Origin of the sequence: Microcoleus sp. CZ3-B2 (assembly GCF_036705055.1) — a bacterium.
Classification (GTDB): domain Bacteria; phylum Cyanobacteriota; class Cyanobacteriia; order Cyanobacteriales; family Microcoleaceae; genus Microcoleus.
Map to the genome: position 1 here is coordinate 1 of NZ_JAUBTN010000135.1, position 2,414 is coordinate 2,414.

Sequence of the window (2,414 nt, forward strand, 5' to 3'; positions counted from 1 at the left end):
GACTACTGACTACTGACTACTGACTACTGACTACTGACTACTGACTACTGACTACTGACTACTGACTACTGACTAATACTCAACTAAGGTAACAATTGGCACATCAGGCAATTTCTGCCTGCCGCCCAAAGCCTGCAATTCAATGACAAAAGCAAAACCGATAAGCTCGCAGCTTGCTTGCTGCAACAACTGAGCCGTTGCTACCGCCGTTCCGCCAGTGGCGATCAAATCGTCCACAACCAGCACCCGGCTGCCGGATTTCATCGCGTTTCGGTGCATCTCCAGTCGATCGACACCGTACTCCAACTCGTACTCAGCAGAATAAACTTCTCCTGGCAGTTTCCCCGGCTTGCGGACAGGAATAAAGCCTATTCCCATTTTATAAGCCAAGGGCGCGCCAAAGATGAAGCCCCGCGATTCCATACCCACCACATAGTCAGCAGACATTGCAGAGCATTTTTCGGCTAAGCTGTCAATGGTGTAGCTGAGGCCTTGCGGGTTGGACAGCAAAGTTGTAATGTCTCTAAACATTATTCCCGGCTTGGGGAAATCAGGAATGTCGCGAATCAGAGATTTGAGATCCATAAGCTTGCAGGTCGGTGTTGAAGGTAACGAGGAATCAAAAATGGTACAATCATAGCGCCAATCGATTTGAGATTTGAGATTTTAAATTTAAGATTTGAGATTCACACTAAAATCTAAATTTTCGGGGTCTAAATTTTGGGGCTGCCGGCGAACCTCTCTGGGGCTTGTCTCCCTATGCAGGTGAGGTGAGTCGATTTAAGATTTGAGATTTACTCCACAGATGCAATCTGGGCCTTAAACTAAGGTCTAAATTTTTGCTGAGAACTTCTTTAATTTTTATTTGTAAATTGTTTAATCCTTTGCGTACTATGTAAACAAATGTCATAATTCCCTAACACCAGGGTTGAATATCAAGATTTGTCAACCTATGATCTAAAGTCAAAAATATAGTATCTAAAATCCAATGATCGAGTTGACAGCACGAGTGGGTGAGGTTCTTCCTTCGATAACCTTGGCGATCGCAGCTAAGGCGAAAGCCATGAAGGCCGCAGGAATAGATGTCTGTAGTTTGAGTGCGGGAGAACCAGACTTTGATACGCCCGAACACATTAAAACAGCGGCTAAGCAAGCTCTGGACGCGGGGAAGACTAAGTACGGCCCAGTGGCTGGAGAACCGCTGTTAAAGGCTGCGATCGCCCGCAAACTCCGCGAGGACAACAATCTCAACTATCAACCGGAAAATATCATTGTCACCAACGGCGGCAAGCATTCCCTCTACAATCTGATGATGGCTCTGATTGAGTTTGGAGACGAAGTAATTATTCCGGCTCCCTACTGGGTGAGTTATCCAGAAATGGTCAAACTCGCCAGCGGCACACCCGTAATTGTACCGACAGATGCTTCGACAGCATATAAAATTACACCGGAACAACTCAACCGAGCGATTACTCCTAAAACCAAGTTATTTGTGCTGAATTCGCCTTGTAACCCGACGGGAATGGTGTACTCTCCAGCGGAAATCAAAGCCTTGGCCGAGGTGATAGTCGATCGAGATATTTTAGTCGTTTCTGACGAGATTTACGAAAAAATTATATATGACGGCGCTCAACACGTCAGCATCGGTTCCGTGGGTAAAGAAATCTTCGCTCGCACGATCGTTAGCAGCGGTTTTGCCAAAGGTTACTCGATGACAGGCTGGCGCATTGGCTATTTAGCCGGGCCGGTCGAACTAATCAAGGCCGCGGGTACCATTCAAGGTCACAGTACCTCAAACGTGTGTACCTTTGCACAGTACGGCGCGATCGCAGCTTTGGAAAGCAGCCAAGAGTCTGTCGAAAAAATGCGACTAGCTTTTGCCGATCGGCGTAAAGTAATATTTGAATTGCTCGATGCCATCCCCGGAATTAGCTGCATCAAACCAGACGGTGCTTTCTATATGTTTGTCAACATCAGCAAAACGGGAATGACTTCTCTAGAATTTTCCGACGCTTTCCTAGAACAGCAACAAGTAGCAGTTATTCCTGGGATTGCCTTTGGTGCAGACGACCACATTCGTTTATCTTACGCCACCGATTTAGACACAATTAAAAAAGCTGTAGAAAGGCTCGATAAATTTGTCGGAAGCATCTAAAAATTAGTCATTAGTCCTCAGTCATTAGTCATTAGTAGCAAATGACTGTTGACTGTTGACTGTTGACTGTTGACTGTTGACTGTTAGCTGTTAGTTGTTAGTTGTTAGCTGTTAGCTGTTAGCTGTTAGCTGTTAGCTGTTAGTTGTTAGTTGTTAGTTGTTATTAGGAATTGAAAATTGGGAATTCGTAGCAAGTAACCAATAACCAATAACCAATAACCAATAACCAATAACCAATAACCAATAACCAATAACCAAT

The 2,414-nt window shown here is 44.9% G+C and carries 2 protein-coding genes; one reads left to right on the forward strand and one right to left on the reverse strand.

Annotation, left to right across the window (positions count from 1 at the left end):
• Window positions 1-72 precede the first annotated feature (72 nt).
• Window positions 73-585 (reverse strand): adenine phosphoribosyltransferase, encoded by a 513-nt coding sequence (locus QUA97_RS28075; protein WP_333114065.1) that lies wholly within the window; start codon window positions 583-585, stop codon window positions 73-75.
• A 403-nt stretch (window positions 586-988) separates the two neighbouring features.
• Between QUA97_RS28075 and QUA97_RS28080 the strand changes: the two genes are divergently transcribed.
• A complete protein-coding gene (locus QUA97_RS28080; protein WP_228050380.1) occupies window positions 989-2,155 on the forward strand; it encodes a pyridoxal phosphate-dependent aminotransferase in 1,167 nt (388 codons plus the stop codon).
• The last annotated feature ends 259 nt before the right edge of the window (window positions 2,156-2,414 follow it).